Here is a 25,903-nt window from a genome sequence, read left to right as displayed (position 1 = left end):
GTTGGACAAGACGGAACACACGCTTCTTAACGTCCGACCCGCCATCGAGGTGCATGTACTCGGCCCGAATCGGGTATCCTTCCCTAGGTCAACGCAACGACACCTTCAGCCTCCCCGCGCTTGTGGTCGGCCTTGTCGGTCACCTTGACCTCCCCGATCTGCACCCGCACCCGGCCGCTCTGGCGCAGGCGAACTGCCCCGTCGCCGGGGCGACGAGCGTGCCCGTCCAGTGGACTGAGAAGTGGGCATTGCCGAGCCTCGCCGAGGCGTTGGGTATGTTGGACTTCGGTTCGTCCCCCAGGTCGAAGTCGATGACCGGGGTGATGAACTTCTTCTTGCTCGCCCCGAAGTCAGTGTGGAAGGACCCCACCTCGAACACTGTCTTGTGAGGGCAGTACACGCCGCGCCACCTCACACGAATGCGATGCCCCGCAAAAATCGCCTCGGGGCCGTTACCAAGGTATCCGGGTTCAACTCTTCCGCTCTCCCAGAATAGGTTAGTCGCGCGAGTGTGAAAGTGGCTCCATGGTTGACGGCGTCCGCGGGGGCGTTACCGCTGACCTTCCGGATTTAGCCGACCGCCGCGGGCCGTTTCGGCCTTCCGGTACGCACCCGGGGTAGTGCCCGTCAGCCGACGGAACACGGCGCTCATGTACTCGGGGTACGAGAAGCCGGACATCTTGGCGACCGCCGAGAGCGGCAGGTCGGACTCGGTCAGGAGTTGCCTGGCGCGGCGGATCTGGGTCGCGCGAATCTCCGCCTGAGGCGACCGTCCGAGGTACGCGCGGAACCGGCGTTCCAGTTGGCTGCGCGAGACGGCGAGCCGCGCGATCAGACGCGGGACGGTCAGGCCGGAACAGGCCTCCGCCCGAATCAGGGTGACGGCCGCAGCCACGTCGGGGTCGTCGATCCCGACGGAGTCGGACGAGAGGCGGGTGACAACATCGAGCGGTTCGATCCGCCGATCCACAGGGGCGAGGGGAACCCCGGCCATCAGTTGTTCGAGCAGTTCCGCGGCCTCGTAGCCGATCCGCTCGGCGTTCGGCCGCACGCTCGACAGTTGCGGGCTGCACAACTCACACAACACTTGATCGTCGTCCACGCCCACGACGGCGGCCTGCTCCGGCACCGCCACGCTGGCCGACTTGCAAGCGTTCAGCACGTGCTGCCCGCGGACGTCGTTGCAGGCCATCAGGCCGACGGGCTTTGGCAGCCGGGCGAGCCACGCGGCGAGGCGGCCTTGGTCGCGGTCCCAGACCGGCGCGTGCGGCCCCCGCCACGGAGAGTGGAATTCGTGTACGACCGCCCCGCCGAGGGCCGCGCGGAACCCGTCGAGTCGCTCGGCTGACCACACCTCGCCGGAGAACCCGCAGAAGGCAAACTGCCGGTAGCCACGTTCAGCCAAGTGGGCGGCACCGAGGCGGCCGATCGCGTGCATGTCCGAGCGGATGCGGGGCAGGCCGAGGCCACCGTACAGGTCGTTCAAGTCGACAACCGGGGTGCGGGACCGGCGGAACGCCCGCGCCAGCGCCGGGGTGGTCGAACGGCAGATGATCCCGTCCCAGCGGTGGTGCAAGAGCCACGGCGGCGGCGGGGATCGGAGCTCTCGCTGATCCAGGAAGATGGACCACGACCCGCGGAGCCGCTGGTGGCGGCGGACGCCTTCCAGGATGCGACGGCCGTAGATGCCCGACATCTCGACGAGCAGTGCGACGTGGGGCCGCGACGGCGGATCACCGGCCCGTTTCTCGCCGCGAACGGCCATCGTGAAGGCTCCGAAGCGTGGGAGAAGAATTATAGTCTCGGCCGTACCGGCCTGCCCTTGGAGTGGGATAATGGCCGGCGGCCGAACCTTCTTCGTGGCGATTTCCCAGGGCATTCGAGCCGAATGATGCCGTGGCCGGACCGGTCGGGGTCGTCGTCCCGTCGCGCAACAGATCATATTCTTTTGACCGCAAATCGTATAGCTACGAGTGGCCCAGCCTGGATAATCTTGGTACGTCGGCAACGCGCTCGTCCGACACACGGCTGCGGCAATCGGAGAAGAGACCCATGCAGATCACTCTTGCCGGCAAGACGGCCATCGTCACCGGGGCGGCGTCCGGCGTCGGTTTGGCGACGGCCTTACAGTACGTCGCATCCGGCCTGACCGGCCTCGTCGCCGTGGACCTGTCACCGGCCCCGCCGGAGTTGCAGAAGCTGCTCGCCGAGCGGTCGGACAGCGTCGTCTACGTCCGCGGTGACGTGGGGAAAGACGATACGGCGAAGGAGTACGCGGCCGTCGCGACGGAGAAGTTCGGCCGCATCGACGTGCTGGTGAACAACGCCGGCGTGGCCCTCGTCAAGCCGATCCACGAGCACACGCCGGAGGAGTGGGACTTCGTCATGAACACGAACGTGAAGGCCCTGTACTTTTCTGCCCGCCACGTCGTGCCCGTCATGCTTCGGCAGAAGGCAGGGGTGATCCTCAACACCGGGTCGATCTCCGGCCACGTCGGCATCGTCGGGCAGGGGGCATACGGCCCGTCGAAGGGGGCGTTGCACCAACTGACCCGGCAGATGGCCGTCGAGTACGCCCCGCACGGCATCCGCGTGAACGCCGTCGCCCTCGGGACCGTGGACACGCCGATCGTACAGCAATCGGCCAAGCAGTTCAGCGACGAGGCCGCCTTCTGGGCCATGCTGAGGAACAACCACCCGATCGGCCGCGTGGCCACAGCCGCCGAGGTCGCCGGGTTCTTCACGTACCTGGCGAGCGACTGGGCCAGTTTCTTCACCGGGGCGATCCTGTCGATGGACGGCGGCTACATCGCCCACTAACGGAGTCTCACGCGATGGACCTGAAACTCGCCGGGCACACGGCGGTCGTCACCGGCGGCGGCAGCGGCATTGGGCTGGCGGCGGCCGAGGCGTTCGCGGCCGAAGGCTGCGGTGTTGCCCTGTGGGACGTGTCGCCGACCGTGACCGAAGTCGCGGCAGACCTGGCCCGCCGGTTCAACGTGCCGGCCACTGGTGTTCGCGTGGACGTGACTGACTTCGAAGCGGTGCGGTCGGCGGCTGGGCAGCTGTCGGCCGTCGATCACGTCGTCCACTGTGCGGCCGTCGGGTCGGGCAAGTTCGGCTTCCCGTTCACCAACCTGTCGCCGGCCGACTGGCCGCGATCGCTAGAAATCAACGTGATGGGCATGGTCAACGTGGCCCACGCCTTCGCCCCGGCGATGGCCGCGGCCGGCCGCGGCACGTTCGTCTTTCTGGCGTCGGTGGCCGGCCAGATCGGGTCGCAGACCGACCCGCCGTACAGTGCCGCGAAGGCAGCCAACATCAACTTCGCCCAGTGCATGGCGAAGGACTTGGCCCCGCACGGCGTGCGAGTGAACACCGTCTGCCCCGGCATGGTGCAGACGCCGCTGAACCGATCCGTCTGGCAGGCGTGGCACGACCAGCAGCCGGAAGCCGAGCGACTGACCTACGAGGAGTGGGCGGGCCGGAAGGTCAAGACCATCGTGCCGCTCGGCCGGTGGCAGTCGCCGGCCGACATCGCCGACACGATCGTGTTCCTGTCGTCGGAGCGGGCCGCCCAGGTAACCGGCCAGACGATCAACGTGGACGGCGGCTTCGTCATGCACTGGTGAGATGACCCACACGCGGGGCCGGGGAGAATCACGATGCGGAATCTCGTCTTGTTGGTCGCGTCAGTGGCGACGCTTGCGGTCCCAGCACCGGGGGCCGACCCGCTGACGCCGGTGCCGATTCGCGACGTGCGGATCGACGACGCCTTCTGGTCGCCGAAGCGGGCCGTCTGGCGGACGACCACAGCGAACGACTGCCTCACCAAGTTCGAGCGGGACGGGGCGTTCACCAACTTCGACAAGGTCCGCGACGGCAAGGGCGGCGACCACGGCGGGCCGCAGTGGTACGACGGCCTCGTCTACGAGACGATCGCCGGGGCCGCCGACTTCCTGGCCGAGACGCCCGACCCGAAGCTCGAAGCCCGCATCGACGCCTACATCGCCCGCATCGCCGCGGCCGCCGACAAGGACCCGGCGGGCTACCTCAACACGCACACCCAACTCAAGGAGCCGACGCACCGCTGGGGCGCCAACGGCGGCGACGACCGCGAGCAGCACGACCTGTACAACGTCGGGTGCCTCGTCGAAGCCGGGGTGCGGTACTACCGGGCGACCGGTAAGACCGAGTTGCTGCGCGTGGCGACCCAGCTGGCGAACCTCATGTGCGACGTGATGGGGCCGGCCCCACGGCAGAACATCGTCCCCGGCCACGCCCTCGGCGAAGCGGCGATGGTCGAACTGTACGCCCTGTTCCGCGACCAGCCGGGCCTCAAGAAGCGACTGCCGTTCGCCGTGGACGAGGCCCGCTACCTGGCCCTGGCCCAGTTCTGGGTCGATCAGCGAGGCCGCCACGCGGGCCGCAAGAGCTTCGGGGCCTACGGGCAGGACGATAAGCCGGTCGCGGAGCAGCACACGATGGAAGGGCACGCCGTCCGGGCGACACTCTTCGCGAACGGGCTGGCCGTGCTGGCCCCGGCGACAGGCCGGGACGACTACCGGCAGGCCGCCCGCAAGCAGTGGGAGAACATGGCCGGCCGCCGCACCTACGTCACCGGCGGGGTCGGGGCCGTCGCCGACGACGAGAAGTTCGGCAGCGACTACGAGTTGCCGAACGACGGCTACCTCGAAACGTGCGCGGCGGTCGGGGCGGCCTTCTTCCACCAGCGGATGTTCCTGAACGCTGGCGACGCCCGGTACGCCGACGCGCTGGAGCGGGTGCTGTACAACGGCGCGCTGTGCGGCGTGTCGCTGACCGGCGACCGCTACTTCTACGAGAACCCGCTGTCCGCCGGCCCCGCCCGCCGACGGTGGGACTGGCACCCGTGCCCGTGCTGCCCGCCGATGTTCCTGAAGCTCATGGGGTCGCTGCCCGGCCTCGTCTACACCACCGGCCGCGACGAAGTGTTCGTCAACCTGTACGTCGGCTCATCCGCCTGCGTGACCGTCGGCGGCAAGCCCGTCGCCCTGCGACAGGAGACGAACTACCCGTGGCAGGGCAAGGTCCGGCTGACGGTTGAATCGGACGCCGAGTTCGCCTTGAACCTCCGCGTCCCCGGTTGGTGCCAGGGCATGCCCGACCCGGATTCGCTGTACTCGACCGCCGGCCGGCCCGCGTCCGGGGCGTTCACGGTGACCGTCAACGGGCGGAGCGAATCGCCCACGACTGACCGTGGCTACGCCAAGCTCCATCGCAAGTGGGCGAAAGGCGACGTCGTCGAAATCGCGATGGCGATGCCGGCAACGCGGGTCGCTGCTCACCCGAAAGTAACGGCGGACGTCGGCCGGGTGGCGTTGGTCCGCGGGCCGCTCGTGTACTGCCTGGAAGGGACGGACCACGACGGCCGTGTGAGCAACCTGTCGCTGCCGGACGACGCGGGGCTGACGGCCGAGCACCGGCCCGACCTCCTCGGCGGCGTCACGATCCTGCGAGCGAAGGGGCTGGCTCGGTTCGCCAGTCAGAATGCCCCGCGGCCAGCCGACCTCACCGCGATCCCGTACTACGCTCACGCCAACCGCGGGTCCGGCGCACTCCGCGTTTGGGTGCCACGGACGCCGGCCGACGCCACGCCGGCCGTGCCGGCCGACGTCGCCGTGCCGACGGCGTCGCACACGAACCCGGGCGACAGCCTCGCCGCGTTGAACGACGGGCGGCTGCCCTCGGCCTCGGACGACGAGAAGATTCCCCGCTTCACCTGGTGGGACCACCGCGGCACGAGCGAATGGGTGCAATACACGTTCGACCGGCCCACCCGTCTCGCCGCTGCATCGGTGTACTGGTGGGACGAGCGGCGCGTCGGCCGGCACTGCCGCGTGCCGGCGTCGTGGCGGCTCGTCTACCGCGACGCGAAGCGCGAGTGGGTGCCGGTCGCCAACCCTTCGGCCTACGGGACCAACCTCGACGCCTTCAACCGCGTGACCTTCGACCCGGTCGAGACGACCGCCCTGCGGCTCGAAGCCAAGCTCCAGCCCGGGTGGTCCGGGGGCATCCTCGAATGGCAAATTGGCGAGCAGTTGACGATCGCACCGGACGCGACGATCCGCGTGGACGTTCGACGGCCCGGTAAGCCGGTCAGCAAGTACCTCGCCGGGGCGTGCATCGAGGACGTGAACCACGAAATCTACGGCGGCCTGTACAGCCAGATGATCTTCGGCGAGAGCTTCCAGGAGCCGCCGCCGCGGACGCCGGCCAGGGGGTTCGCCGGCTTCGGCGACAACTGGCGGCTCGACAAGGGCGAGATGCTCGGCACGGCCGGCGACGGCCCGAAACTCGTCGCCACCGAGGTCGCCGCGTTCGCCGACGGGGCGGCCGGCGTCGAGGTCTTCCTGTCGGCCGACGCGACGAAGGAGAACGGCGTGCGGAATGCCGGCCTGATCCTCCGCGTCGGCAAGCCGGGGATCGGGGCTGACAACTTCGACGGGTACGAGATCGCCCTCGACGCCGGCCGCAAAGTGATCGGCGTCGGCCGCCACCGACAGAATTATTCACTCCTCAAAGACGTGCCGTTCGACGTGCCAACGGACCACTGGGTGGCCCTCTCGGCGAAGTTGACGGGCGGCACGATCGAGGTGTCGGTGGACGGCAAGGTTGTCGCCACCGCGACCGACCCGCGGCCGCTGCCGGCCGGCACCGTCGGCCTGCGGCAATGGCGGCGGGACGCGAAGTACCGCAACCTGTGGGTCGAGAGCGGCGGCCGTAAGGTCGACCTGCCGTTCGCCGCGGCTGATGACGTGCCGGCGGTCAGTGGCATGTGGCGGGCCACCACGACCGGCACCGCCGTCTTGCGGGCGGACGTGGTGAAGAACGCCCCGTTTGTCGGCGGGCAGAGCCAGCGGTTGACGTTCACGAGTGGAGCGGGCGAGGCGGGCATCGAGAACCGCGGCCTCAACCGCCGCGGCCTGGCGTTCGCCGCCGGCAAGCCCTACGAGGGCTACCTGTGGCTGCGGGCCGAGAAGCCGGTCGAACTCGCGGTGTCGCTGGAAGACGAGGCCGGAACGCCCCTCGCGAAGTCGGCGGTGAAGGCGTCCGGCGACGGATGGAAGCGGTACGACTTCACGCTGACGACGACCGCCGCCGCGTCGGCCGGTCGCTTCGCGGTGCGGCTCTCGTCGCCCGGCACGGTGGACGTCGGCCATGCCTTCCTGCAACCCGGCGAGTGGGGCCGCTTCCAGAAGTTGCCGGTCCGCAAGGACGTGGTCGACGGCCTGAAAGAGCAGGGCGTCACGGTGCTGCGATACGGCGGCAGCATGGTCAACACGGCCGCCTACAAGTGGAAGAACATGGTCGGCCCCAGGGACCGCCGGCCGCCGTACCGCGGGCACTGGTACCCGCACTCGACGAACGGCTGGGGCATCCCGGACTTCCTCGACTTGTGCGACGCGGCCGGCTTCCTGGCAATCCCCGACTTCAACATCGACGAGACGCCGCAGGACCTCGCCGACTTCGTCGAGTACGCCAACGGCCCGGCCGACAGCCCGTGGGGCCGCAAGCGGGCGGCTGCCGGCCACCCGGCCCCGTACAAGCTGCGGCACATCCAACTCGGCAACGAGGAGAAGGTGGACGCGGTCTACGTCGCGAAGTTCGAGAAGTTGGCCCGTGCGATCTGGGCGAAGGACGCCGACATCATTCTCGTGATCGGCGACTTCCAGTACGACCGGCCGATCACCGACCCGGCGAAAGTGAGCGGGTCGGCGTCCGGCGTCACCTCGCTCGACGGGCACCGCCGCATTCTCGAACTCGCCAAGCAGGCCGGCCGCGAGGTGTGGTTCGACGTCCACGTCTGGACCGACGGCCCCGGACTGTCGCCGTCGGCGAAGGCCCTGCTCACTTGTATCGACGCCCTCGACAAGTTGGCGAACGGCGCGAAGCACCGCGTGGTGGTGTTCGAGTTCAACGCGAACAACCACGACCAGCGGCGTGCCTTGGCGAACGCCGCCATCGTCGGCCGGCTGATCCGCGACGGCCGGGTGCCGGTCGGCCTGTCGGCCAACGCCCTGCAACCGGACGGGCAGAACGACAACGGCTGGGACCAGGGCTTGCTGTTCCTCAACCCGGTGAAGACCTGGCTGCAACCGCCCGGTTACGTCACGCGGATGGTCGCCCGCGGGCACCTGCCGCAGACGGCGGACGTTTCCGTCGACGGCGACGGCCTGGAGGTGACGGCCACCTGCAGCGAGGACGGCAAACAGGTCGTGCTGCTGGTGGTTAACGCCGGCGACAAGCCGACGCAGGCTCGCTTGCAGATCGACGGACTCGAACCGACGCGGCCGAAGGCAAGCGTCGAGGAACTGTCCGGCCAGTTGACAGACAAGAACACCGCGGCCGCGCCTACGCGGATCGCACCCCGGACGTTCGACTGGACGCATGGCCTACCGGGCGGACCGGCGGACTACACGTTCCCGGCGCGTTCGTTCACCGTCATCCGATTCAAATGAGGTTCGACCATGAGTAGTGGCAAGACGGTGCTCGACCTGTTCCGGCTGACCGGCCGGCGGGCTCTGGTGACGGGCGGAACGAAGGGGCTGGGCCGCGTGATTTCCCAGGCGCTGGCCGAAGCCGGGGCCGACGTGGCGGTCGTTAGCCGAACGCCAGCCGACTGCGAGGAGGCGGCCGCCGCCATCCGAGCGGCGACCGGCCGGCAGACCCTGGGCGTTGCCGGCGATGTGACCGCGGCCGCCGACGTGGATCGGCTCGCCGCGAGGGTCGAGGGTGAATTCGGGCCGATCGACATTCTGGTGAACAGTGCCGGGCTGAACATCCGAGGGCCGGTCGAGTCGCTCGGCGAGGCGGACTGGGACGCCGTTTTGGGCGTGAACCTAAAGGCCCCCTTCCTGCTCGCCTGCCGGTTCGGGCCGGGCATGGCCGACCGCGGTTGGGGGCGGATCATTCACCTGGGGTCGATCCTGTCGGCCATCGGCATCGCGGGCCGCACGCCGTACGCATCGTCGAAGGCGGGGCTGCTCGGCCTGACGCGGACGCTGGCGATGGAGTGGGCCGGCCGCGGTGTGACCGTGAACGCCCTGTGCCCCGGCCCGTTCGCTACCGACATGAACCGCCCGCTCTTGAATGACGCGGCCCAATACGCGGCGTTCGTGGCCAACATCCCGGTCGGCCGGTGGGGCGAGTTGCACGAAGTGACCGGGGCCGCCGTCTTCCTCGCCTCCGAGGCGTCGTCGTTCGTCACCGGGTCGGCACTTTACGTGGACGGCGGGTGGACCGCGAGGTAGCCACCCGGCAAATGAGGACCGCGGTGTCGCCCCTCATTCTGATTGGGGGACGCCCTTGCCGACGGTCTGATTTTCCCGCCGCCGTCCCTGGTCCTGGCGACGGGGTTCCGGCGTAAGCGTGCGGAATCTTCCTCGCCACTCTGGCCGACCGCACGGCGAGGCCCGCCCGGGAGGACGTCTCCGCGGCCGGCCGTATCAAAGAGAGATGCTCACCGCTCCCCCCGACACCCGTTCACTGCTCCGCCGCCGCCCGTACGCGCTCTACCTGAGCGGCCGCTTCTGTGGCACGCTCGCCAACACGTCGCAGGCCGTCATCATTGCCTGGGAGGTGTACGAGATCGCACGGCAGACGATGTCGGTCGCTGAAGCCGCGTTCGCCGTGGGGATGATCGGCCTGGCCCAGTTCCTCCCGCTGTTCGCCCTGACCCTCGTCGCGGGCGAGACGGCCGACCGACACAACCGCCGCCTCATCCTGACCCTCTGCTACCTGGCCCAACTCCTCACCTCCGTCGGGCTGGCCCTCCACACAGCGTTCGGTGGCGGGTTGGGACCGATCTTCGCCCTGTCCGCCCTGTTCGGGGCCGCGCGGGCGTTCTTCCAGCCGACCGCGAGCGCCCTCGGCCCGATGCTCGTCCCGCCGCACCTTCTGCCGCGGGCGATCGCCACCAACTCGCTGGTCGCCCAGTTGGCCAGTATCCTCGGCCCGGCCCTCGGCGGGATCCTCTGCGCCGTCTCCCCGATCGTCGGGTACGCGGTGTGCGGTGGCCTGTACGCCTGCGCCGCGGTGTGCGCCCAACGGATCCGCGCGAACACGCAACCCGTCGTCGAGGCGGGGCGGTCGCGCGTCGCGCAGATCCGCGAGGGCCTCGGGTACGTGTGGGGCAACAAGTTGGTGCTCGGTGCGATCTCGCTCGACCTGTTCGCCGTCCTGCTCGGCGGCGCGACCGGGCTCCTCCCCGTTTTCGCCCGCGACGTGCTCCACGTCGGCCCGGAAGGGTTCGGCGTCCTCCGCGGTGCCCCGGCCATCGGCGCGCTGTTCATGGCCGGCTTCCTCGCCGTCCGGCCGATCCGGCGGCACGTCGGGCTGAAGATGTTCGCGGCCGTGGCCGCCTTTGGCCTGATGACGCTGGTGTTCGCCTACTCGGAGTCGTTCCCCCTCTCGATCGCGTGCCTGGCCCTCCTGGGCGGGGCCGACATGGTGTCGGTGTTTACCCGCCAGAGCCTCGTGCAGATCGCCACCCCGGACCGGATGCGGGGCCGCGTGTCCGCGGTCTCGACGCTGTTCATCGGGGCGTCGAACGAACTCGGCGAGTTCGAGAGCGGGGTCGTGGCCCGCGTCTTGGGGCCGGTCGGGGCGGTGGCGTTCGGGGGGATCGGCTCGCTTCTCGTGACGGGGACGTGGGCGTTCCTGTTTCCGTCGCTGCGGAAGGCGGATCAGTTGGGGTGAGTCGATCATCGGCAGAATCGGAAAAACGGACCGAGGGAGTAGGCAGGCCGATCGACAACCCGCCCCGGGATTTGCGCCCGGGGCTGACGGTTGCCTTGCCCCGCCCGGCCGGGGCGCAGACCTTCCGGTCGATCCGCTATTTCCCGGCATCGCGGAACAGCATCGGGGCGACCTGTCCGAGGTATTGCCGCCAGACTGCGAAGTTGTGCAAACCCTCGGTCGGGTAGAACGTGTGGTCGATCTTGTGCGCGGTCAGGGTCTTGTCCAACTGCTGGGACCGGGCGAACGCCCCGTCCTGCTTGCCGCAGGCGATGAACAACACCTTGAGCTTGGCGTTCGTCCCGACCGGGTCGTCGAGCAGGGCCTTGAACCGCGTCGAGAAGTCGCCCGGGATCGCCGAACTGAACGCCCCGACGTGGCTGAACAGGTCTAGGTGGCTTAGCCCGATCGTTAGCGCCTGCCCGCCGCCCATCGACAGCCCGACGATCGCCCGGTTCTCCCGGCCGGGGGCCGTCCGGTACGTCTTCTCCACCGTCGGCATCACGTCGTCCAACAGGAATTGCTCGAACACCTTGGTATTGTCCCCCGGCCCGCCGAACGGGAGCGCGTGCCCGAACGGCATCACGACCACCATGGGGACGGCCTTCTTCTGGGCGATCAGGTTGTCCAGGATGAAGTTCGCCCGGCCCACGTCCGTCCACCCGGCGGCCGTGTCGTTGGACCCGTGGAACAGGTACAGGACCGGGTACTTGTGGGCCGCGTCCTTATCGTACCCGGGCGGGGTGTACACCCGGACCTCGCGGGTCTGGCCGGGGAGCGCCGCCTTGGACGGGACGTACACCAACTCGACCCGGCCGTGCGGCACGGTCCCGGGGTTCCACAGTTCGGTTCCGTCGCCCGGCACTTCGACGATGCTGGCCGAGGTCCGTGCCCGCAGTTTGATCCGCGGGTTGACCGGGTCGGGCACGGCCACCCCGTCGATGTTGAAGTTGTAGATGGCCGCCCCCGGTTCGAGCGGCCCGACGGTCACACTCCACACGCCGGCGTCGTCCTTGGTCATCGTCTGCACCCCGTTTGCCTGCCAGTCGGCGGTCAGGGTGACTTCGGTCGCCTTCGGGGCACGGACCCGGAAGGTGACCTTTCGGTCCGGATGAGTCTCTGGGGAGGTTGGGCTGTTGTTCTTCGGGGTCTGCGCGGGAGCCGCGGCGGCGGCCGCGAGGAGGCACACGATGCCGAGCGTTCTCATAAGTCGCACCGATGATTGGGGAGGCAGGCCTCGGGAAGTCGGAATGACCCTCACCGCGGCAGGAACGTGTCGGGCTTTATTGTGCGCGACCCGGCCTCGACCGTCAAACCGGCGCCCGGAACGCACCGCAGAGGTGAGGTTAAAGTAAGCCGAGCGTGTCGGAAGGGGTGATGCAATCCTGAAAAGGAATCTCCGCATGAACCAGGTCTTCGAACCCGCCGCACGCTGCCAGCGGGTTCGCTCTGCATCGCGCGCAGGCTACAGGCGGTTACCAGATCGAGATCGTCGAGAACCAGTTCTTCAACCGCGTAGGGCCGCTTCGATTGCGGCGACGTCGATCTTTCGCATCGTCATCATCGCGTCGAATGCCCGCTTGGTGGCGGCGGGATCGGGATTCGTAAACGCTTTCGACAGGACCGCCGGCGTGATCTGCCAGGACAGTCCCCACTTGTCCTTACACCAGCCGCACTGGCTCTCTTTGCCGCCGTTGCCGACGATCGCGTCCCAATAGCGGTCCGTTTCGGCTTGGTCGGCGGTGGAGACCTGAAACGAGAACGCCTCAGAGTGCTTGAACATGGGGCCGCCGTTGAGCCCGAGGCAGGGAATGCCCAGCACGGTGAACTCGACGGTCAGCACGTCCCCTCTCTTCCCCGACGGGAAGTCGCCCGGCGCGCGGTGTACCGCTTTCACGGTCGAGTCGGGAAACGTCTGGGCGTAAAAGCGTGCGGCCTCCTCGGCGTCGCCGTTGAACCAGAGGCAAATCGTGTTCTTGGCGTGTTCCGCCATGTCATTCTCCTTGGGTGAGTGGTCGGATGCCGGCACCGGAACTCGGCCAATATTCCGGCAATCCTACGTAAGTTCGTCCGCGCCCCGCAATCTCCGTTGCCAGTTCGACAGGACGGCCGACGTGAGAGCACGGTGTGTCCGCCGGGCGCAGGTCAGCCGGTCGGACCGGGGACCATCACCATCCAGTCGACGCCGAACTTGTCCTTGACCATCCCGAAGCACGGCGACCAAAACGTCTTGGTGAGCGGCATTTTCACGCTGCCGCCGGTGGCCAGGGCGTCGAACGCCTGCCGGGCGTCGGCCTCGGCCGGGACGGACAGGGCGATCTGGAAGCCGACGAATTTGCACTCCTCGCCGCACCCATCGGACGCCATCAGCAGGTTGCCCCGGACCCGGAACGAGACGTGCATCACCTTCTTCTCGTAGCCCGGCGACAGCATCCCGGGCGGGGCCGGCTCGGGGCTTTCGTCGTACCGCATCAACATCTCAACCTCGGCGCCGAGGGCGTCACGGTAGAACGCCAGCGCCTCGTCGCAGCGGCCGCCGAAGAACAGATACGGGGTGATTGTGGTGCCGGGCATGGTCATTCCAAAGAGGGTCTGAAACGGGGATGGCCTACTCTCCGATATTCAGTCGAACGGGCCGCCTCGGAATCGACAATGAATTCCGAAATCTGCCATTTCTTTTCGCACCGGCGTTGAATTCGGAGAACGGACGCACCTCGCTGGTACCGTGACCGCCGTTCAGCCGGGGCGATCCCGCGATGCAAGTTCCGACGCTTGTCCGCACTCTTACATGGCTCTACTTTGGCGGGGTAGCGTGATGCCTCCTGGTCTTGCTCGGCCGAGAAAGCCGCGAGTCGCTCACCGCCGTACAACCACTCCCTGTGATTCGTTGGATAGGGGGAGCGGAAGCACCATGCGAGCAATTTGCCTGCGGAGTCGAAGCGGTCCGGAAGGCTTCACGGTCGAAGAGCGGCCACGACCGGAGCCGAGGTCGGGCGAAGTTCTCGTCCGCGTCCACGCGGCCGGCGTGACCCCGACCGAGTTGTCGTGGGTGCCGACCTGGACGACGAACGAGGGCACACCCCGGTCGTTCCCGGTGGTCCCGGGCCACGAGTTTTCCGGTGAGATAGCGGCCCTCGGTGCCGGTGTGACAGGCGTGGCCGTGGGCGACCTAGTGTACGGGATGAACGACTGGTACGCCGACGGCGCACAGGCCGAGTTCTGCGTCGCCCCGTTGGAATGGATCGCCCCGAAGCCCCTAACCCTCGACCACACCGCGGCGGCCATCACGCCGATTTCCGCGTTAACCGCGTGGCAGGGACTGATCGAGCGGTGTGATGTCAAATCCGAACAACGGGTGCTGATCCACGGCGGCTCGGGGGCGGTGGGCGCGTTCGCCGTGCAGTTGGCCAAGTGGCGAGGCGCGCATGTGATTGCGACCGCATCCTCTCACAACCTGGACTCTGTCCGGAGCCTTGGTGCGGCCGAGGTCGTCGACTACCGGACGTCGAAGTTCGAGGACGTGGTTCGCGAAGTGGACGCGGTGTTCGACACCGTCGGCGGCGAAACGCTGGCCCGCTCGTGGGGCGTGCTCAAGCCCGGCGGCAGGCTCGTCACCATCGCCGCGTCCGGGGAGGTGACGGCGGACGAGCGAACCAAGACGGCGTTCTTCATCGTCGAGGCGAACCGCGCGCAACTCGCCGAGGTCGCCCGGCTGATCGACGGTGGGGTGCTCCGACCCGAGGTAGGCGGCGCGTTCCCGTTCACGGAAGCGCGGGCGGCTTACGAGCACAAGCCCCGGCGCGGAAAAGCGGTGCTCCGGGTCGTATAACTCCCGCTCGTCAATCCCCTCGATCAGGAGCAATGGAATGGGTCAGCCGCTCAAGGGTAAACGCGCACTCGTCACCGGCGGGAGCCGGGGCATCGGGGCCGCCGTCGTCAAGCGCCTCGCGAAGGAGGGGGCGGACGTGGCCCTCACCTACGTCAGTAAGCCGGACGACGCAGCCAGGGTGGCCGAGGCCGCCAAAGCCCTCGGCGTGCGCGCGATCGCCGTTCAAGCCGACGCCGCGGATGCCGACGCGGTCGTCAAAGCGGTCGAGCGAGCGGCGAAGGAGTTCGGCGGCCTCGACATCCTCGTCAACAACGCCGGGGTCGCCACGATGGCCCCGATCGATTCGTTCTCGCTCAAGGACTTCGACCGGACGTTCGCCGTCAACGTGCGGGCGGTGTTCGTCGCCACGCAGGCCGCGGTGAAACACATGAAGGAAGGCGGGCGGGTCATCAACATCGGTAGTTGCAACGCCGAGCGGATGCCGTTCCCGGGCGGATCGGTGTACGCCATGAGCAAGTCCGCCCTGCAGGGCTTGGTCCAGGGACTGGCGCGCGACCTCGGGCCGCGGGGCATCACCGTCAACAACGTGCAGCCGGGACCGGTGGACACGGACATGAACCCCGCCGAGGGCGACTTCGCCGCGTCATTGAAGGCACTGATGGCCCTGCCGCGGTATGGGCACGTCGACGAGATCGCGGCGATGGTCGCGTACCTGGCCGGGCCGGAGACCGGGTTCGTGACCGGGGCCAGCCTGACCATCGACGGCGGGTTCAATGCGTAGGCGTGTCACCATTTGGAGTCTACGGTTCGGGGGGTGATCGGGCGGGCCGCCGGCCGGTCTCTTCTCGTAAGATTTCCACTGCTGAACCGATCAAGTCTTCGGCACCAAGGGAACGACAATGGATCTTCAACTCAAAGGCAAGACGGCGGTCGTTACCGGCTCGACGGCGGGCATCGGCCTGTCGATCGCGGAGGAACTCGCCCGCGAAGGCGTGAAGGTGTTCGTCGCGGGGCGGACCCAGCCGAAGATCGACGAGGCACTGGAGGTCGTAAGGAAGGCGGGCGACGCCGAAGGGGTCGTTGCCGACGCCGGTACGGCCGAAGGGTGTGCGGCTCTCGTCAAGCACGTCCCGAAGGTCGACATCCTGGTGAACAACCTGGGCATCTACGAAGCGAAGCCGTTCGCCGAGATCCCGGACGACGACTGGCTGAAGTTGTTCACCGTGAACGTGATGAGCGGGGTGCGGCTCTCCCGGAACTACTTCCCGCAAATGCTCGCCGCCGGGTGGGGCCGGGTGATCTTCATCGCGAGCGAGTCGGGGGTGATGACGCCCGCCGAAATGGTCCACTACGGGATGACGAAGTCGAGCCAACTGGCACTCTCACGGGGCATGGCGGAGTTGACCAAGGGGACGGAAGTGACGGTGAACACGGTGCTGCCCGGCCCGACACGGTCGGAAGGGATCGTCGATTTCCTGAAATCGGTGTCCCCGCAGGCCAAGGACGCGGCCGAGGCGGAGAGCGAGTTCTTCCGCGTGCACCGCTCGTCGTCGTTGCTGCAGCGGCTGATCGACCCGCGGGAGATCGCCCACATGGTGGCGTACCTGGCCAGCCCGCTGTCGGCGGCGACCAACGGGGCCGCCCTTCGGGTCGAGGGCGGCCTCTTGCGGTCCATCGTCTGAACGAATCAACCAGCCGCGAGAAGAGGCCGTTCTTCGGCGGCGGTGACCGGGCGGAAGGTCAGCTCCGCTCGATCTCGCCGGCGGCCCGGTCGAGGGCGGCGGTGATGGCGTTTAGCGCTTCCCTCGTCAGCGGCCCCTTGCCCAGCCGCACCTGCAGCGCGGCCCGCAGGTTGCCCATGGCACGCATCAACTCCGGGGCCGGTGCCCCGCCGAACCGGGCGTTGGCTTCCGTGAGCCGGGCCTTCGCCGCCCGAATGTCGGCCGCGTGCGCGTCCACCTCGGCCTTCCCCTCGTCCGTTAGCCGGTACAGCTTCTTCGGCCCCTGCGCTTCGCTCGCGATCAGCCCGGTCTCCTCCAAGAGGGTGAGGGTCGGGTAGATGACGCCGGGGCTCGGGGTGTAGTGCCCGCTCAGCGCGTCGGCGATGGCCTTGATGATCTCGTACCCGTGCCGGGGTTGGGCTGCGATCAGGTCGAGCGTGAGCCAACGGAGGTCGCCCTGTTCGAGCGGCCGACCCGTCGGGCCGCGCCCCCGGTGCCCGACGAACCCCCAGCCCTCGTGGCCGCCGTGGTGACCGTGTCGCGCCATCTCCTCGCCTCCGTCCTCGAAAGGTGTGAAGTGCTCGTCCCGTTCCGGCCGCCCCTCGTGCCCGTGCCGGTGCCCGCCGTGTCCGAAGTGCCGGCCGCCCCGGCCGCGGCAGAAGTGGCCCGCCATCGCGGCCAGAACCCGGGGATCGCCACCGCGTCCGTGTTTGAAATATCCGCCGAACATTCGTTCGCCTCCAACTTGGGAAGGGGGACCGCGTCTCGCAGTCCCAAGCACCCGCTCGTGAGCAGTCGTTAAGTGCCGTCGACAAGCATTCGAAGTGCCTACTTAGATATATCTTTTTTTTGGAATACGGAGACAAGTCCGATATATCGAATTAGTCGTCACAAAGATATCTTTGTTGCTGTAAGCTGTTTCGATTGCTGGAATTGAGTCGCAGAATTTTCTTCATTCGAATCTGGCTTTGCAAGCCCAACGCCCATTACGTCGTGTCTTTCGTAAGCCTCTCCCGGATAAACGAGAACCCCGCTAACCCATAAGGGCGCGGGGTTCTTTGCTTGCTTCTGCCGAAATCGGGCGTCAACCCACCAGTTACACCTGCGCCATCCCGCCGTCCACGAACAACTCGACCCCGGCTACGAAGCTCGCGTCATCCGAGGCCAGGAACACGGCCGCTTTCGCGATCTCGTCCGGCGTGCCCATCCGGCCGAGCGGAACTTGCGACGCCATCCCCGACTTGAACTCCTTCGACTTTTCCTCGGACCCCGCGAGCGTGTCGATGGCCGGCGTCTCGATCGGCCCCGGGCTGACCGCGTTCACTCGGATCTTCCGCGCCTTGAGGTCGGTCGTCCACGATCGGGCGAACGACCGGACCGCAGCCTTCGTTGCCGAGTACACGCTGAACGCTTCCATCCCCTTGATCGACACGATCGAGGCGTTGAGGATGATCGCCCCGCCGTCGGGCATCAGCGGCAGCGCCTTCTGCACCGTGAACACCAAGCCCTTCACGTTAATGTTGAACGTCTTGTCGAAGTGCGCCTCGGTGATCTGCCCGAGCGGGGCGAACTCTCCGCCCCCGGCGTTCGCGAACACCACGTCCACCCGCCCGTGTTTCTCCTTCACGACGGCGTACAGGCGGTCCAGGTCGGCGAGGTTCGAGACGTCCCCGCGGACGCCGATCGCCCCGTGCCCGATCTCCTTCACCGCGGCGTCGAGTTCCTCCTGACGGCGGCCAGTGACGACCACCTTCGCCCCCTCGGCCGCGAACCGCTTGGCGGTCGCAAGACCGATCCCACTGTTACCGCCGGTGACGACCGCCACTTTGCCTTCGAGTTTGCCAGCCATTGGAATGCTCCTGGAAAGAACCGGCCGTGTTACGGCCGGAGGTGTCTGTGATGAATCCCGGGAAGTGTGTTACCGCACCCCGCCACTCGCGAGGAACTGTTCGCCGGTCAGCCAGCCGGAGTCGTCGGACGCGAGGAACACCGCGATTGAGGCAATGTCCCCGACCTTACCGCCCCGGCCGAGAGGCGTCTGCTTGATCGCTTCCTTCTCCATGTCCGACCCGATGAACCCGACGCCGACCGTCCCCTCGGTCTCGATCAGGCCGGGGTTGAGGGCGTTCACCCGGATGCCCTTCGGCCCGAGTTCCTTCGCCAGTACGCCGGTAATCGCGTCCACCGCGCCCTTCGTGCCCGTGTAGACCGCACTCTGCGGTGGGGTGATGCGGGCGACGACGGACCCGATGTTGATGATGCTCCCGCCTTGCTTCAGGTGCTTGACGGCGGCCTGGGTGGTGAGGAGCAACCCGAGGACGTTGACATTGAACTGCCGGTGGAACTGCTCCTCGGTGAACGATTCGATCGGGGCGAACTCGTACACGCCGGAGTTGTTTACCAGGACGTCGAGCCGGCCGTAGGTCTTGATCGCGGCGTCGATAATGCCCTGGGCGTCGGCCGCCTTCGACACGTCGCCCGCCACCGCGACGGCCTTCCCGCCCTTGCCGGTGATGTCGGCCACGACCTTGTCGGCCCCGGCCTTGCTGGATGCGTAGTTCACGACCACGGACGCACCCGCGGCGGCGAGTTGCCGGGCGATCTCCGCCCCGATGCCCTTTGACGCGCCGGTAACCACGGCGACCTTGCCTTCGAGTTTCTTCGCCATGACAGACTCCCGTTTGAGGTATTGCGAACCAGATTGGACACCGGGCCGGCGAATTGTCGGCCCGGAAAAATTAAGCGGCTCGGGACACGGACAGGAACCACCTCACCGACGCTTCAAACGCCCGGGTCTTGTCCGTCTTCCACTGCTGCTTGTCGGGCTTGGCCGGCCCTTCGGCGTATCGGGATGCCAGACTCGGCACCGCCGGAGAGACTCGCGTATTCGTACTCGGGGCGGGCTTGCAGGTTGTCATCGCTTGGCCCTCGTGTTGGTGTTCGCTGATGCCCAGGGATACAATGGCCATCGGTTGCACCTTGCAACCAAATTTCAGTTTTCTTTCCGCTCGGGGTACTAAGCGGGGGAGTCACCCATGAAACGCAAGAGCTTCGAGACGGACGAGTGCCCGGTCGCCCGGTCCCTGGAAGCCGTCGGGGACGCCTGGTCGATGCTCATCGTCCGGCAGGCGTTCGCGGGGGACCGGCGGTTCGGCGAGTTCCAGACGAGCCTTGGCGTGGCAAAGAACATCCTCACCGTGCGGTTGCGGAAGCTCGTCGCCCTCGGCGTGCTGGAGCAAGTTACCCCGGAAAACGGTGGTGCCTACCACGAGTACGCCCTAACGGAGAAGGGGCGGGGGTTGTACTTGGTCCTGATGGCGATCCGGCAGTGGGGCGAGGGGTGCGGCGGTCCGGCGGACTGGGTGTTGGTGGACCGACGCGACCGAAAGCCGGTCATGCCGCTGGCGTTTTACGCCCACGACGGGCGAGAACTTTCGGTCAACGACACGGAATTGATTCCCGCGGAGGAAGTAAGATGAAGAGTCGTGAGAAAAGCAAATCCGCCGGACGGCCACTTCGGGCCAGGTGATGCTCGGCCGCTTCGATCCCTACTTGTTGAGCCCGACCAGCAGTTCCTTTGCGGTCGCGTGGTTCTTGGCGAGCCATGCGCGGAAGGGTTCAGGGGTCTCGAAGAAGATCGGTTTCATTCCGCTCTCAAGCCTGAAGCAGGGATTACGTAGCCGGGCCGAGCAAGCACCGGCACTCCGCAATGCGCCGGCTCAGGAAGTCTTGATCCGCACTCGCGCTGCTCAATCGCAGCGCCTCACGCCAGGCGAGTTCGGCGGCATCGTATTGACCGAGGCGAAAGTGGAGTTCACCAATGACCGCGTGCCAGCCGGGATAGCGGGCGGGGATGTCTTCCGGGTCCACCGCGGCCAAGCGTTCGAGTCCGGCCTGCGGGCCGTGCAGGTGGGCCTCGGCAACGGCGCGGTTGAGCGCGTGGACCGGGGACGGGGCAATGCGGCCCAGTAACTCGTACCCCTCGGAGATACGCCGCCAGTCGGTGTCGGCGAAGGTCGGCGCCCGGCAGTGCTCCCAGGCGATGCCGGCCTCCACGTGGTAGCGGGTCAACTCTTCGCCGGTGGCAGACCGGGCGAGCCACGCCATCCCTTCTCTCACGTCGCCCCAATTCCATGCGGAGCGGTCCTGATCCTCGAATAGGACAATGCCGCCGTCGAGCGCAACCCGCGCGTCGAAGCGGGCCGCGTGGAAGCTCATCAGGGCGAGCAAGGCGTGAACGGCCGGAACACCGCCGATGGGGTTCTCGGCCAACATCTTTGCCAGCCGACGGGCCTCGTCGCACAGATCGCGGCGGATCGGCACGTCCGCATGCGTAGCGTGGCAGCCCTGACTGAATAGCAGGTAAATGACCGAGAGTACCGCGTCCAACCGGGCGCGAAGCTGGGGAGCCTCGAACTCGACGCCCAACTCGCGCAGCCGGTCCCTGGCCCGCTCGACCCGCTTCTGGACGTTGGCCTCGGTGGTGAGCAGGCCGCGGGCGATCTCGGCCGTGCTGAACCCGCCGAGCGTCCGGAGTGCGAATGCGACGCGCGATTCGGGCGGCACCGCCTCATGACAGCAAACGAACAGGAGGCGGAGCGGCTCGTCACCAATCTCGTCGGCGAAGTGGGCTTCGGGCGGTGCCTCCTGGCCGATCCCGTCCGCCACGTGCGGCAACGCCCTGCCGTGGGTCTGCTCCCGCCGCAGGGCGTCGATCGCGAGGTTGCGGGCGGTCCGGTACAGCCACCCGGCCGGGTCGTCGGGCACGCCCCGACGCGACCACGTCTCCAGGGCTTGCATCAGCGCGGCCTGTACGACGTCCTCGACCAACTCGAGCCGACGGACACTGAGCGACCGGGTCAGCACGGCGACGAGCCGGCCGGACTCATGGCGGAAGAAGTGTTCCACCAGCTCCCGCGGTTCGGTCAAGCGTACCCGCCCAGCTCGCGGATCTCGATCACATTGCTCCCCGGGCACTCCCGGGCGATGGCCAATGCCGCGTCGTAGTTCTCGGCCTGGATCAGGCTGAAGCTGGCGACGAACTCCTTCGCCTCGACGTAGGGGCCGTCGGACACGATTTCCCCGCGGAGGAGCCGGCCGCCCGGTTTCAGACCGTCGCCGCCGGGCAGGATCGAATCGCTGAACTTTTGCATCCACGCATACCACTGGCCGCCGAGGGCTTGCATCTCTTCCGGGGACGGTTGGGACTGCGGGTCGGTGGAGTGGCGGAAGATGAACAGGTACTTCGGCATGGGACAGTTCTCCGGGGCTGGGTTGCGGGTCAAGACCGAGACTCTTTACGCCGGTCTTCCGGGTACGACGAACGGGAAGCGGCCGCTCGGACACTGCCATCGGATAATTTTGGCGAAGCCGACTTTTCAACCCGCGGCCTTCTTCGCCAGCTCTTGCAACTTGAGCACGGTGTTCCAGTTCCGGGCGGTGTTGGGGACCCCGATGCCCTTGTCGAATTTTTCCCCCAGCTTCGATGTGCCCAGCCCGAACGGGGTGTGGAGGTAGACGACGTTGTCGACAAGCTCGATCGCTTCGCCTTCGACCGCGTGCTTCCGCAGTGCTTCAATCGCTTCCTTCGTCGGGATGCCATCCAGGACGGCGGCGTGGACGTGCTTTCCCTCTTCGAAGTCGGGGAACGGGTTGTTCGCGATGACGGCGTCCCACTCCTCCAGCGTCGGGGCGTAGATCGCCTTCGTGAAGCCGAACTTCTCCTCGCAGAGCTTTGCAACAGTGGCGATCACCTTCTCCCGCGAGAGGTGGGTGCGGAGGACGGCGTTGCCACTGTTGATGTACGTGGCGACGTTCTCGAACCCCGCTTCCGTAAGGGCTTCGCGGAGGGGAGCGACGGGGAGTTGGGTGGCTCCGCCCACTCCTCGGAACAGGAGAATGTACGCTGTTTTTGGTCTTGGCATGGGGGTTGTTTTACGCGGCACGGAAGTTCGGGCGATGGCTCCGGCCCGCGTGCCCCAGAGGTTCCGTTTTCACGCTGTGGACCGACACACGGACATCACCGAACTCATCCGCAGCGGGGCGTCCCTCCCTGAAGCCATGAGGCTGGCCCGTCACTCCGACTCGGTCGGCATCATCAGGCTCAACACCAAAATACCGTGTCAACTTCTGTCATCGAGGGGCAAAAAAAAGACCCCCTCCAACATGGAGGGGGTCGAGTGGAGGCGCCGGGAATCGAACCCGGGTCCCGAGGCACTTCCGTGCCGGCGTCTACGTGTGTAGCAAGTTCACGCTCGAAGCCCACCTTGCGGCGGCTTCACGTTCGCTCGCCGCGTCCCCAACTTGCAGGGTGCGAAGCTCGCTATCGGTCAGGTTTTTTAGCAGACGCCGCCCCCGAAACGAATCTGGTTGCCCAGACCCTCGAGCGTCCGCGATCGGGAATTGGCGTCCGAACAATGACCTCTCCCGCGAAGGGCACTGAACGGCTCACGGGTTATTAAGCCGCGAGAGTGAACTGCGTTTCAGCAGTTGTTGTGTGACCGGCTTTTTACGAGGCCAACCGATCAACCTCGACACGCAACCAAACACTTCACCTGCCCGGTCGAAACCATTTCGCCCCCGGCACACGCATTATATGCGCCGGCCGGCCCGATCACACAAGATCAAGCCGGCCGGCGTTCGATTAACCCACGAACACGCCGGTCGAGCCGCTGAAGGCGTCGAACGCGAACAGTTCCGCCGGGGTCGTGCCGGCCCCGTTGACGGTCGTGCCGGCGTAGGCCGTCACGCGGGTGCCCGCCCCGGTGCCGCTGCCGACGATGAGGTCGGCCTTCGAATCGCCGTCCAGGTTCTTCACCGTCACGCGGATGCCGCCGCGGTTGGCCGCGTCGCCCGCGAAGAAGTTGGCGATCGGCGTGATCGTCCCGCCGCTCGACGACACCAGCGTCGCACCGTTGAACACCGTCACCCGCGGGCCGCCGCCCGGGCCGCCGCCAGCCACGATGTCGGCCTTGCCGTCGCCGTCGATGTCACCCAGCGCCAGGAAGACGCCGTTGCGGAGCGTCGTTTCGAACGCGAAGAAGTCGTTGAACAGTCGAGTCGGCGTCGCGGCGAGCGTCGTGCCGTCGAACACGGCCACGCGGGGGCCGCCGCCGAACCCGGCCGCCACGCCGAGGTCGCCGACGCCGTCACCGTTCACGTCGCCGATCGCCGCCCGTGCGCCGCCGCGGAAGTTCGGGTCGGCGATGCCGAAGAAGTCCGCGACCACTTGGGTCGGATCGCCGCTGCGGAAGATGCGGACGCGGGGGCCGCCGCCTTGATCCGGCGTGACGACCAGTTCCGGGATGCCGTCGCCGGTTACGTCGCCCGCGGCCACGTAGACGCCGCCCGTGAAGGCGGCCTCGAACGGGGCCACGGCGAACAGTTCGGTCCCCGTTTTGCCGTCAATGATGCGCACGTCGGAGGCGATGCCGGGGCCGGAGCCAACGACGAGGTCGTTGACGCCGTCGCCGTTGAAGTCCGCCGTCGCGGTCCGCACGCCGCCGGTAAAGCCGGTGCTGAACGGCGTCACCGTCTGGGCCACGGTCCGGTCGGCGTTGAAGAGTTTCGCCGAGGCCGCCGCGCCGGCGTCCGTCCCGGCCGCGAAGGAACTCGTGCCGGTCAGGCCGGTGCTCGTAATCGCCACTTCGCCTGCCGACAGGCCGACCGCCGGCGTGGTGCCCGTGCCAATCAGGCCGAGCTTCGCCGCAGCCCCGGTGACGAGGTTGATCGAGTAGAGCGCCGTGCTGCCCGCGACCGTGAGGGAGGCGTAGCCGACGCCCGTGGCCGCCGCGTTCGCCGTTGACACTTGCACGGTCGAGGGGATGTCAAAGCCGGTCGCGTCCGTGAAGTCGATGGCCGTGCCGCCCACCGTGATGGTGACGCCGTTGGTCAGCGTGCCGGCGTTCGGCGGGTTCTGGATGTACAGCTTGTCGGTGCTGGCGTCGAGCGTGTACTGCGTCGTCACGGTCGCCTTGTTGAAGCTGTTCGTGTACGCCGTCGCGTCGCCCTTCGTCGACCCGCCGTTGAGCGCGGCGTCCGGTTGCGCGCCGGCCGCGGTGGCGTCGCCGTCCACGGCCGCCCCGGTCGTCGGGTCGACGCGGAAGTTCGTGCCGGTGCTGGCGACCACCCGGAGCTTGTCCACGGTCGGGTTAATGTCGACGCCGAAGGCGGTCCCGGCCGGGAAGGTGATGGCCGCACCGGCCGCGTCGACCAGCGAGATGCCGGCCCCGATGGCGGTCGTGCCGCCGGTCTGCGGGTCGAGGACGGCGATGCGAACCGTGCCCGCGACCGAGTTCTGGATCAGGGCCAGGTACTGCCCCGTTGCCGGGCGGCGGTCGATGCCGACGACGGATTCGTTCGCGGCAAGGCCGGTGATCGCGGCCGTCGCGGTCGTGCCCGGCGTCAGCGAGTTGAAGCGGACGACGTTGCCGCCCGCGACGCCGACGAACGGGATGCCCGTCGCCGAGGCGTTCGGCTGAACCGCGAAGCCTTGCACCGTCACGGCGCTGCCGGTGCTCGCGATGCCGACGTTCCCGACGAGCGTCGCCTTCGCCGTGGCGAGGTCGATGCTGTACAGGGCCGGGGCGCTCGACGCGGTGGTGAGGATCGCGAGGGCGGACCCGGTCGCTGCGGCGTTCGAGGTGCCGACCGCCACCCCCGCTGGGATGTCGAAGCCGTTGACGGCCGTGAAGTCGAGGGTGCTGCCGTTGAGGGTGACGACGGTGCCGTTCGTCGCGGTGCCGTTGTTCGGCGGGTTCAGGAGTTCGAGCTTGTTGCTGGCCGCGTCGAGGGCGTACAGCGTGGTGGCCGTCGCGTTCGGGGCGTTGTTCGTGTACGCGACGGCGTCGGCGGTGGTGGTGTCGCCGTTGATCGCGCCGTCCGGGTTGATGCCGGCCGTGCCGGCGTTGCCATCCACGATGCCGCCGGTGTTCGGGTTGATGCGGAAGTTCACGCCGGTGTCGGTGACGACGCGGATGCGGTCCACGGTCGGGTTGAAGTCGAAGCCGAAGTTCGTGCCGGTGATCGCGATCGGGTTGCCGCCGCCGTCGTCGAACTGCACCGGGGTGGCCGAGAGGGCGACCGCCGCCCCGGTCGTCGGGCTGATGGCGTACAGGCGGACCGCCCCCGCCCCGTTCGACGTGAGGCCGTAGAGTTGGCCGTTCTGCGGCCGGATGTCGATGCCGACGAGGTTCTCCCCGGCGCCCAGGCCGGTCACGGCCACGCCGGGGGCCAGGACCGTGGGGGTTGCCGTGTCGAAGGAGAACAGGGTGCTGCCACTGAGGGCGTAAGCCGCGGTCGGGGTCGTACGGTCTTCCAGCGGGGTGACCTGCGGGCGGAAGGAAGAGGTCATCAGCCGACGATTGATGTTGGTCACAGTGCGACTCCGTGGCTCATCTGAGAACATCCGCCGGGCCGAGCCATTCCCGACGGCGCGTGATCTGGGTGAGGTCTAAACCAACAGGCACGCACAGTGGGCGGATGCGGCCGGCAAAACCCGAACTTGTCCGCATATCTTGCGCCGCCGGAATCGCATCAGCCAGGGGTAAACCTGGGAAATTTCGGGAGGGTGGGA

Annotated in this window: 22 protein-coding genes and 1 other RNA gene; 9 read left to right on the top strand and 14 right to left on the bottom strand. The window is 67.6% G+C overall.

What is annotated here, in order from left to right:
* Positions 1-139 precede the first annotated feature (139 nt).
* Together PX52LOC_RS09815 and PX52LOC_RS09810 are read right to left on the bottom strand one after the other, a co-directional pair.
* On the bottom strand, positions 140-400 hold the full coding sequence (locus PX52LOC_RS09815) for a hypothetical protein (RefSeq protein ID WP_149109931.1): 261 nt from the start codon (positions 398-400) through the stop codon (positions 140-142).
* A gap of 150 nt (positions 401-550) precedes the next feature.
* Positions 551-1,765, bottom strand: coding sequence for an AraC family transcriptional regulator (locus PX52LOC_RS09810; RefSeq protein WP_149109930.1), 1,215 nt, complete (start codon positions 1,763-1,765; stop codon positions 551-553).
* A gap of 287 nt (positions 1,766-2,052) precedes the next feature.
* Here PX52LOC_RS09810 and PX52LOC_RS09805 point away from each other — a divergent pair, with 287 nt between their 5' ends.
* The 5 genes from PX52LOC_RS09805 (at position 2,053) to PX52LOC_RS09785 (ending at position 10,740) form a co-directional block, all read left to right on the top strand.
* Entirely contained in the window at positions 2,053-2,820 is a 768-nt protein-coding gene (locus tag PX52LOC_RS09805) for an SDR family NAD(P)-dependent oxidoreductase (protein WP_149109929.1), read from the top strand.
* A gap of 14 nt (positions 2,821-2,834) precedes the next feature.
* Complete coding sequence (locus PX52LOC_RS09800; protein WP_149109928.1) at positions 2,835-3,632, top strand: SDR family NAD(P)-dependent oxidoreductase; 798 nt, start codon at positions 2,835-2,837, stop codon at positions 3,630-3,632.
* A gap of 33 nt (positions 3,633-3,665) precedes the next feature.
* The gene (locus PX52LOC_RS09795; RefSeq protein WP_149109927.1) at positions 3,666-8,501 is read left to right on the top strand and encodes a beta-L-arabinofuranosidase domain-containing protein; all 4,836 of its coding nucleotides are present in this window, start codon (positions 3,666-3,668) and stop codon (positions 8,499-8,501) included.
* A 9-nt stretch (positions 8,502-8,510) separates the two neighbouring features.
* Positions 8,511-9,293, top strand: a complete 783-nt coding sequence (locus tag PX52LOC_RS09790; protein WP_149109926.1) for an SDR family NAD(P)-dependent oxidoreductase — start codon at positions 8,511-8,513, stop codon at positions 9,291-9,293.
* A gap of 205 nt (positions 9,294-9,498) precedes the next feature.
* Positions 9,499-10,740: an MFS transporter gene (locus PX52LOC_RS09785; RefSeq protein WP_149109925.1), complete on the top strand. Its 1,242-nt coding sequence runs from the start codon at positions 9,499-9,501 to the stop codon at positions 10,738-10,740.
* Positions 10,741-10,876: 136 nt separating this feature from the next.
* On the opposite strand, the gene PX52LOC_RS09780 is transcribed toward PX52LOC_RS09785, so the two are convergent.
* The 3 genes from PX52LOC_RS09780 to PX52LOC_RS09770 form a co-directional block, all read right to left on the bottom strand.
* Positions 10,877-11,986 carry an alpha/beta hydrolase gene (locus tag PX52LOC_RS09780; protein WP_168218894.1) on the bottom strand — a complete coding sequence of 370 codons (1,110 nt, stop codon included), beginning with the start codon at positions 11,984-11,986 and terminating at the stop codon, positions 10,877-10,879.
* Between the two features lie 300 nt (positions 11,987-12,286).
* Positions 12,287-12,772 (bottom strand): VOC family protein, encoded by a 486-nt coding sequence (locus tag PX52LOC_RS09775; RefSeq protein WP_149109923.1) that lies wholly within the window; start codon positions 12,770-12,772, stop codon positions 12,287-12,289.
* Between the two features lie 152 nt (positions 12,773-12,924).
* A complete protein-coding gene (locus tag PX52LOC_RS09770) occupies positions 12,925-13,353 on the bottom strand; it encodes a VOC family protein (protein WP_149109922.1) in 429 nt (142 codons plus the stop codon).
* Between the two features lie 337 nt (positions 13,354-13,690).
* On the opposite strand from PX52LOC_RS09770, the gene PX52LOC_RS09765 reads away from it, so the two are divergent.
* The 3 genes from PX52LOC_RS09765 (at position 13,691) to PX52LOC_RS09755 (ending at position 16,290) form a co-directional block, all read left to right on the top strand.
* The gene (locus PX52LOC_RS09765; RefSeq protein ID WP_149109921.1) at positions 13,691-14,608 is read left to right on the top strand and encodes an NADP-dependent oxidoreductase; all 918 of its coding nucleotides are present in this window, start codon (positions 13,691-13,693) and stop codon (positions 14,606-14,608) included.
* A 37-nt stretch (positions 14,609-14,645) separates the two neighbouring features.
* Positions 14,646-15,389 (top strand): SDR family oxidoreductase, encoded by a 744-nt coding sequence (locus tag PX52LOC_RS09760; protein ID WP_149109920.1) that lies wholly within the window; start codon positions 14,646-14,648, stop codon positions 15,387-15,389.
* A gap of 118 nt (positions 15,390-15,507) precedes the next feature.
* A complete protein-coding gene (locus tag PX52LOC_RS09755) occupies positions 15,508-16,290 on the top strand; it encodes an SDR family NAD(P)-dependent oxidoreductase (protein ID WP_149109919.1) in 783 nt (260 codons plus the stop codon).
* 58 nt (positions 16,291-16,348) lie between these two features.
* On the opposite strand, the gene PX52LOC_RS09750 is transcribed toward PX52LOC_RS09755, so the two are convergent.
* The 4 genes from PX52LOC_RS09750 to PX52LOC_RS09735 all read right to left on the bottom strand — a co-directional run bounded on the left by PX52LOC_RS09750 (position 16,349) and on the right by PX52LOC_RS09735 (position 19,298).
* Positions 16,349-16,876, bottom strand: coding sequence for a PadR family transcriptional regulator (locus tag PX52LOC_RS09750; protein WP_149109918.1), 528 nt, complete (start codon positions 16,874-16,876; stop codon positions 16,349-16,351).
* A 549-nt stretch (positions 16,877-17,425) separates the two neighbouring features.
* Positions 17,426-18,178 (bottom strand): glucose 1-dehydrogenase, encoded by a 753-nt coding sequence (locus PX52LOC_RS09745; RefSeq protein WP_149109917.1) that lies wholly within the window; start codon positions 18,176-18,178, stop codon positions 17,426-17,428.
* A 69-nt stretch (positions 18,179-18,247) separates the two neighbouring features.
* Positions 18,248-18,997, bottom strand: coding sequence for an SDR family NAD(P)-dependent oxidoreductase (locus PX52LOC_RS09740; protein ID WP_149109916.1), 750 nt, complete (start codon positions 18,995-18,997; stop codon positions 18,248-18,250).
* Positions 18,998-19,067: 70 nt separating this feature from the next.
* Positions 19,068-19,298: a hypothetical protein gene (locus PX52LOC_RS09735; RefSeq protein WP_149109915.1), complete on the bottom strand. Its 231-nt coding sequence runs from the start codon at positions 19,296-19,298 to the stop codon at positions 19,068-19,070.
* A 66-nt stretch (positions 19,299-19,364) separates the two neighbouring features.
* On the opposite strand from PX52LOC_RS09735, the gene PX52LOC_RS09730 reads away from it, so the two are divergent.
* Entirely contained in the window at positions 19,365-19,808 is a 444-nt protein-coding gene (locus tag PX52LOC_RS09730; protein WP_149109914.1) for a winged helix-turn-helix transcriptional regulator, read from the top strand.
* Between the two features lie 193 nt (positions 19,809-20,001).
* Here PX52LOC_RS09730 and PX52LOC_RS09720 read toward each other — a convergent pair whose 3' ends face one another.
* The 5 genes from PX52LOC_RS09720 to PX52LOC_RS09695 form a co-directional block, all read right to left on the bottom strand.
* Positions 20,002-21,258 (bottom strand): RNA polymerase sigma factor, encoded by a 1,257-nt coding sequence (locus tag PX52LOC_RS09720; protein ID WP_149109913.1) that lies wholly within the window; start codon positions 21,256-21,258, stop codon positions 20,002-20,004.
* Complete coding sequence (locus PX52LOC_RS09715; RefSeq protein ID WP_149109912.1) at positions 21,255-21,581, bottom strand: YciI family protein; 327 nt, start codon at positions 21,579-21,581, stop codon at positions 21,255-21,257. Before PX52LOC_RS09715 ends, PX52LOC_RS09720 begins: the two co-directional genes overlap by 4 nt.
* Positions 21,582-21,707: 126 nt before the next feature.
* On the bottom strand, positions 21,708-22,253 hold the full coding sequence (locus tag PX52LOC_RS09710; RefSeq protein ID WP_149109911.1) for a DUF1697 domain-containing protein: 546 nt from the start codon (positions 22,251-22,253) through the stop codon (positions 21,708-21,710).
* Between the two features lie 253 nt (positions 22,254-22,506).
* Positions 22,507-22,910, bottom strand: a transfer-messenger RNA (tmRNA) gene (gene ssrA / locus PX52LOC_RS09700).
* 62 nt (positions 22,911-22,972) lie between these two features.
* The gene (locus tag PX52LOC_RS09695) at positions 22,973-25,705 is read right to left on the bottom strand and encodes a DUF4394 domain-containing protein (protein ID WP_168218893.1); all 2,733 of its coding nucleotides are present in this window, start codon (positions 25,703-25,705) and stop codon (positions 22,973-22,975) included.
* Between the last annotated feature and the right edge of the window lie 198 nt (positions 25,706-25,903).

Source organism: Limnoglobus roseus (genome assembly GCF_008254045.1).
Lineage (GTDB): Bacteria > Planctomycetota > Planctomycetia > Gemmatales > Gemmataceae > Limnoglobus > Limnoglobus roseus.
The sequence above is the reverse complement of the archived record's forward strand: the minus strand, read 5'-3'. Positions and strand labels throughout refer to the sequence as shown.